Annotated in this window: 4 protein-coding genes and 1 pseudogene; all 5 read right to left on the bottom strand. The window is 62.3% G+C overall.

Annotation, left to right across the window (positions count from 1 at the left end):
• Positions 1-126: 126 nt before the first annotated feature.
• Positions 127-909: a hypothetical protein gene (locus tag ACN5AZ_RS18485; protein WP_419430374.1), complete on the bottom strand. Its 783-nt coding sequence runs from the start codon at positions 907-909 to the stop codon at positions 127-129.
• A gap of 208 nt (positions 910-1,117) precedes the next feature.
• A complete protein-coding gene (locus ACN5AZ_RS18490; protein WP_419430375.1) occupies positions 1,118-2,632 on the bottom strand; it encodes a hypothetical protein in 1,515 nt (504 codons plus the stop codon).
• Positions 2,629-3,747 (bottom strand): hypothetical protein, encoded by a 1,119-nt coding sequence (locus ACN5AZ_RS18495; protein WP_419430376.1) that lies wholly within the window; start codon positions 3,745-3,747, stop codon positions 2,629-2,631. Before ACN5AZ_RS18495 ends, ACN5AZ_RS18490 begins: the two co-directional genes overlap by 4 nt.
• A 10-nt stretch (positions 3,748-3,757) precedes the next feature.
• Positions 3,758-6,904, bottom strand: a complete 3,147-nt coding sequence (locus ACN5AZ_RS18500; RefSeq protein WP_419430377.1) for a hypothetical protein — start codon at positions 6,902-6,904, stop codon at positions 3,758-3,760.
• 138 nt (positions 6,905-7,042) lie between these two features.
• Positions 7,043-7,150: pseudogene (repC, locus tag ACN5AZ_RS18505) on the bottom strand (replication initiation protein RepC); the annotation flags it as partial.
• Positions 7,151-7,317: the final 167 nt, after the last annotated feature.

Raw genomic sequence — 7,317 nt, forward strand, 5'->3', positions numbered from 1 at the left:
GCCACCTTCGCCTTGAACTCTGCCGAATAGCGTTTCCGTTTGGTCATTTCTGTGCGTTCTTCCTCAGGCGCTACAGCTTAACACCTGGTCCGAAATCCCGCGACCACCTCTCCTCAAACGGGCGGATCAAAACCCTTTGTACCACCCCAAAAACAGCCCCGGCTTAACCGTCGTCGTCCCGGACACGCTCCGGTAATCCGCCGAAAGCCGCCCACCCGCGAAAAACTCGCCGTGCTTCCACGGATAGCGCATCTTTGCCCCGACGCCGGGAATGAATTTATTGTTGTAGTCATTGCCGTCTAAGTCCCAAGCGAAATCGACATCGACAAAAGGCGAAAGAATCCAGTCGCTCTCCGACAGTTTCAGATCCCGCGACAGCTCGCCCCCGAGCGTGAGAACGATATTGCGATCGCCTTTCTCCAACGATCCGGGCGTGGCCAGCGTGCCATAGCTTTTGAGGATCGTAGCGGACCGGTCCAGCCCAAACATGGTCTCCCCGGCTTCGGCACCCCAATAGCGGTAATAGTAATAATCGACGGCATAGCGCGGCCCGCTCAGGCGGAAATCATTGCCGCGCTCGGTATACCAATCATGGCGCGCGCTAAAAGTCAGGTTGAGCGCATCGCTCGCCTGCCACGACAGGCTGAGGCCGAGCCCCGTCTTGTTCGAGTTGTTCCACGGCTTACCCGCGCTATCCATGACGTGGTTCGAAAGCGAGATCACCGAAAAATTGAGCTTGTCCGTCTTGTGGATCGTATAGCCGAGTTTCAGCCACGCCTCGCCAAAGAGATTGCCTGCCTCCTGCGGCTGGTTGTCATTTGGGAACCGCACGATCCCGCCCGTGGCCCCATGCCATCGGCTATCCTCGCCAAAGGCAGAAGCGGGCGCCGAGAACAGGAGAGATAGCATTGCACATGACAGAGCCTGCACCCATCGGCGGGCACCAAAGAGGGAGACGCCAAGCGACATGGGCGATCCTTTCACAAAAACCAAAACACCTCCGGTCGCGATCCGTTCTGCGCATCCGATCCCGACCCGATCCTTGGTTTTGTAGCCGCTCCGCGCGCCAGAGAGGCACGCGCAGGCGATGAGCCTCACCGCCTAAAGGCACAGGACCCTATCCTTTAGGAGAGGCCCCAAACGCCTTTCGCATCACCTCGGCGGCGGGTTTCTCATACCCATCCACGTCTATGAGGCCAAAGGCCCCCTGCTGTTTGCGCACCCAAGGTTTCGCCCCCACCGCAAGCGCATCGACCGCCGGGAAATCATGCAGCGTCCAGAGCATCACCCCCGCGCTCTCAGACAGGGCCTCGATCCGGGCGGCAAGCGCCTTGGCCTGTTTGCGCTCCGAACCGGGAAATCCGAGACCTGCATCGTAGGAACTCACCCCGATCTCCGTGACCACAACCGGTTTGTCGACCTCGGCCATCAGGGCGGAGAGCCGCGCCTCTGCCCCCTCGATCGGGGCATAGTCGTGATAGCTCACCAGATCGAAGTCCTCGGCCATCACCGTGCCGCTCGCCGCCTCGGCCCAACCAACCGTCAGCGCAAGATCGGGCGCAATCCGCCGCGTCACTGCCGTCATCGCACGCAGCCACGCCTCGACCTCCCCTGCCCCATGGGCCGCAAAATCGAGATCCGCCTCGTTTTTCAGATCGACAAATGTCACTGCGTCTGATGCGGCCAGCACCGGCAGAACGCGGTCGAGATAGAGCACATCTTCCGCCCACATCTGCGCCCCGTAGCCGCCGCGCATATCAAAGAGCGTCGGCACCACGCTTAGGTCATGAAAACGCGCCAGATCGAGCAGGAAGGCCAGATGCATGAGGTCTTCTGTCGCGCCATCGGCCGCCGCGAACACGTCGCGCGGCAAAAACACCCGCACCGAATTCGCGCCCATCTCCGCCATGCGGGCGAAATCCGTGGCGATGACATTGACGTCAAAGCCGGGCCAAAAGGCGCGCCATGGGGTTTCGGCGGGGTAGTAATTCACGCCCCGGATCTCGCCCGACCAGCCGGGGCCAGTGACCTGCCCGTTCCCCTGTCCGGCCATCGGCTCCGCCGCGCGGCGCTCATAGGAAAACAGCCGCCAGCCGTTCGATTCATTCATGAGCGTCACAACACCGCGATCCCTCGTCACGCTGAAATGCGCCAGACCTTTTTCCGAGAGCGCAAATCGCGCGACCTCCATGTCCACCTCGGCCTGAAACACCGATCCGTCGCGGTGGAAAAACACCGGCCAGACACGTTGGCTCAGCACCACCATGCGCGTGCCATGTTCTTGCGCGGCAGCGGCGGCAATCTCCGCCCGCCCCTGCGCAACCCCCGTCAGACGCACAGACAACAGATCAGTGTCGCCCGTTTCCTGCGACAGGGACACTGCCTGCCACGCCTCGGCCAGCGCCTGTCCGATCCGTGTCTCATCCCCCGGCGTCACCGGACGGTCGAGCGCCACCTCAGCCGCTTCCCAGATCACCAGATCCGCCTTTTCCGGCTGTGGCGTCAACGCATCGGCGATGTAGAGATAGGCCGTCTGCCGAGTTTGCAGCCGCTCGTACCCTGTACCGGCGACCATCACCGCCAGCGCGAGCGCCACCAAACCCGCCATGACAAGAGCAATCAGACGCGTCATTGCACCAACTCCTTGCGCGCATCGCGCGGAGCCACGCCGGGCGAGACCACCTGCGTGCTGTCGCCATAGGCCGTGTGCAGTCGGACCTCATAACCGCCCGCCTCCGGCCCAAGCGGCACATCGAGCCAGACATAGCCATCCCGCGCCCAGCCGGCCACACGCGCCACGCCACCTGTCGGCGCGCGCACCGTCGCCGCCACATCCGCGCCCTCATAGAGAAGATGCCCCGCATCCGTCGTCAGAGGCCCCACACGCAGTCTGAGCTCCGGCACATCCTCGCGCGCCCAGAGACGCAGCTCAGGCGCCTCTGAGAGCGCGACACGGGTCATCTCGACCGTGACCGTATCGGAGGCCGTTGTGGCCAGCGTTGCGCCCGCCACGGCGCGCACCGGCATGTCGCGGGTCAGAATGCCCCCCTGCCCCACCGCGCCGATGCTGCGGGCGGTGAGTTGGGAATAGCGGCCTGCCCCGCCGTCTGTGCCGTCGTCCTGCCCGTGTTCCATTAAAACGGTGATTGCCGTGCCGTCCTCGACCGGATTGCCGTAGCGATCCGCCAAGGGCGCGGTGGTGATCCCGATCACCTGTTCCGGCGCGCCCACTTTTTCCGGCTCAAGCGTCAGCGCGACAGAGGCCAGATCGGCAGTGACACGGTAGAGCGCGCGCGGCGATTGGCAGCTGTCAACTTCCGCTCCCGCCGCAAAACTCCCCGCCTCGGTCGGCGGCGCAAAGACCAGATCGCCAATCCCGTTGCGCGTCGGCACGCCGCCATAGATCATATCGCCGAGGCGGAAGGTGACCGGCAAACCATCCGCCACAAGGTTGCCAAACACATCAAGCGTGAGGGTGACAGCGTGGCCCTCGTCCTGTCCGGCGACGAGACTTTTTGGCCCGACAAAAACGGCACATGTGTCCGCATCGCCAGGGCGCACTTTAACGCTTTGAAATTTTTTATTTTTTTCTATGCCCCGCACACCCGACCACTGCGCGCGCTCATCTGAAGTCTCGGACAACGGCACCAAACCGAAGCCGTCGGAGAGATAGTCCGCGCGGTCCGCCGCCGAAACCGGAGCGGACAGACAGGCAGAGAGCATCAGGATCAGGGTCGCAAATCGCATCATATCCTCCTTAAAATAACGGCTCATGCACCATGCTCGACACATGCAGGCGCAGCGCCGAATAGCCCGGCACGCCCGCAAGCGGGATTGTTCCCACCAAGGCCCCCGGAAGGCCGGTATCGCTGTGTTGACTGCTGCCATTGACCACAAGCTCTCCGGCGGGCACCTCGGCGACCACGGTGATTTCGTCGCGTGCAGGCAGATCGAGGGTGAACCCCTGCCCCTGCCCCGGCAAAATGTTCTGATCGACAAAGCCCGCCTCGGTCCAGATCGGCTTTCCGGCGTCATCGTACAAAAGCGCGACGATGCGGGTGATCGTGGCAATCTCCGTGCCGGTGTTGACCGCCTGTCCGGTGAGCGTGATCTGTCCACCCGTGGTGGTGATGGTCAGCCCGTTGAGCCCCACCGCCCGGTAAAGTCCCGACCCGGCCACGAGCGCGCGCGCCTCGATGGCGGCACTGTCGGGGGCGGTGCTCAATTCCGGCGGGATAAAGCGCGTGGGGTCAAACTCGCCGGCGGCGTCATCGAGCGAGAGCACACCCTCGAACTCCACCCGAAATCCGGCAGTTTCCGCGGGCAAGAGCCGCTGGCCGTCCGCCACCCCCGCCGCCATGCGGGAAAGCGCCGGCCCCTGTCCCTCGGCGCGCAGATCGCCGAGGATCATCACCTTGGCCGGGTCGGCATCGCCATTGGTCAACGCACCGACAAGGCTGTAGCGCCCGTCTTTTTGCACCAGACGCGTGTCCTGAAGGAAAATCCGGGGCCGATCGAGCCGGTCGCGGTGCAAGTCGGCCTCGATCCGCGCCTGACGGCGCCCGACAAGGTTCCAGGCCACATCTGGACGGCGCTGAAGCCGCTCCGGTGTTTGGGTCGGGCGCAGGCCGGGGGCGACGAGATACCAGGTGTCGCCGCGCTTGACGGTGCGGATTTCGCGGGTTTCCTGCCGGATTTTGACAGCTGTCAACCACGTCAAATCGACCTGCCATCTCCGCGTGACCTCTGAGCCACCCAGATCGCGCAGGGAAATGTCCTGTAGCTTGCCATAAGAAGCGATGAGACCACCCTGCCACCGCCAGGTGAATATCGCGCTGTCGAATTCGGGGCGGGTCAGCGGGTCGAACCTATCGTAGGCGTCGCGAAACCGGCGCATGTCGAGATCTGTGAAAAAGGCCTCCACCTGTTCTTCGGCGGAGAGGGGCGTTTGCGTCGTCTTCCAAAACGTGACACCGCCCCAAACACCACCGCCGAGCATGACAAGCGCCCCGATCACGGCGACGCGCCGCAACTGGCGCACAGAGCCGATCGCACCTGTGGTCATCACCGCAGGGCTCAAGAACCCGCGATGCGCGCCAAACCCGTGGCGCACAGTGGTGGTGATCAGCACGGAGAGTGCGCTCAACAACATCGCGGGCGGGACAGCGCCCCACATGATCATCTGCCACACCGGAATGTCGCGACGCGGCGAGACGAGGGACAGGGGGCTCACATCCGGTTTTTCCCAGACGGCAATGTTGTTCGGGAGCTTTTGCAGCCGGTCCCAGCCGGTGAAGAACAGCAAGGGATCGTAAAAGGCATCATTCGAGAAGATGTATTTGAGGTGATAGGCGTCAGCATTCACCAGAAACTGTTTGAGCGAGCCAAGCCCCGGCACGCCGCTGAATTTGGCATTTTCCAGCCGTTCGACGGAAAATCGGGTCAAATCCGGCAGGCGGCGGGCCGAATGATAGTTGCCGTCGATGGATTGCGCCTCTGTCAGGGCGGAGAGATAGGCGAACTGGTCGCCGAACCCGAGCGTCATATAGCGCCAATGGTCGTGTTCGTCCTCTTCGAGGAACTGCACGATCGGGGTCGGGTCGACGAAACGGGGCTGCATCGGCTGGATGCTCGGCAGGATCGCGGCGAACACGCTCAGACCGACCATGGAAAACAGGTAACCGCCCACAAGGGCGCGATGTCCGCCACGCCCAAAGGCCGCGCGCAGCGTCTCACCGGAGCGCCCGAACATCAGCCCCTCATAAAGCCGCCCGAGAAAGGGCAAAATGAGGATCGTGGCCCAGAAGGTGAACCGGTCGAGCGTCAGGATGTCGAACGCCCCGCCGAGCATCGCGCGGGGCAAGGGGGTCGTGCCCCCCGTACCGAGGACAAATCCAACAACAACCGACAGCCCCAGAGGGAAAAGCCGGGTGCGCAGGCTGGTGTAGGCGACATAGGGCAGAGCCAAAAGCGCCGTGCCCCAGGGCAGGAGAAAGAAAATAAACCCGAGATGCGGTTTCTCGATGAAACTTTCGCGGCTTCCATGCGGGATCGGCACCTGAGTGATCGGATCGTTGACCGACCAGATCCAATAGGGCAGAACTGTGATCACGATGGAGCCGACCATGAACACTGCGAGAAAAATCCCACGCGCGAAGGCCCATGTTAGACACTTATAGCGCTGGAGTCGGGTCTTATCCGTATTCAGTTCGGCAACCACCTTGAGCGAGAGGGGCGCCAGAGGGAGGGTGAACAGAACGCTGCCGAACAGCGTCGTCACATGATGCGCCGCCGTCGTGGCACAGGCAAAGAGCACAGCGGTCAGAAAATCCCGCCACCGCCCGCCAACGATCCAGCGATAGACCGAGGGCAAGCCGTTGAGAAAGATTCCGAGGGAGACAATCGTCGGCAATTGGCCAAACAGATGCACGGTCTCTGAGATTGAGGAGGACAGCACAAGGAAAATCGCGGAATATCCCGCGGCGCGCGGTTCGACCCAGATCAGGGAAAAGCGGTACACGCCGAGGGTCAAAAGCACGAGCCCCGACATCATCGTGACGACAAAAGCCGCGCGCAAGGGCATCAGATATTGCAGCGCCCCGATGGCCATATGGGTGCCGGGCGGATAGGAGGTCGTGGCAAAGCCGGTGTACCAGCGGGGCTCCCAGGGATCGAACCAGCTCCGGTGATAGCTGTCCCCGAAAAACATATGGATGAAGGCGTCGTAGGTGTTGCCGTGGGTAAATGGCAAAAGCCCGCCGTGAAACAGGCAGACCCCCGCCAAGGCGAGCATCAACAGGCGCAAACCCTCGCTGTCCGGCGCCTTTCGGGCCGGTTCGCTCAAATGAACACGAGAGGTCACCGATCGGGTGACATCCTCTGATGAACGGACGACATCCGTCAACGGAGGGGTCCTTTCGGGAAAGGGAATTGGGTCTGCGCTCTCGCATTATCTTCGACCGCCACGCCCAATGCACCCGTTCGGCGGCATATCCCAAACGCTACTTCGCAGGGGAGATCTATCCGAAAGAATAGGATCACCTCAGGCCGCATGGGTATTTTCCGCCCGCAACAGCGCCATGACCATTGGCCCAACGCTAAATTCACCCGCAGCCGCCTTGCCGGAGAGTGCCCTCAGATAGCCGCCCGGTTAGCCGATCTGTTCGGCCCGTTGCAAAATGCAGGCGTGTCAATCGGCACCGAAAATTGGCTCTGTCGCATATTGTGTGATTTTTGGCGGCCTCGCTCCTACATCTGGCTTGGATGCTGGAGAGGGGTGATCACCTTGACAAAGCGTTTTAACACCGAGCTTTTGCC

The sequence above is a fragment of the Sagittula sp. SSi028 genome, from assembly GCF_048553715.1.
Taxonomy (GTDB): Bacteria; Pseudomonadota; Alphaproteobacteria; order Rhodobacterales; family Rhodobacteraceae; genus Sagittula.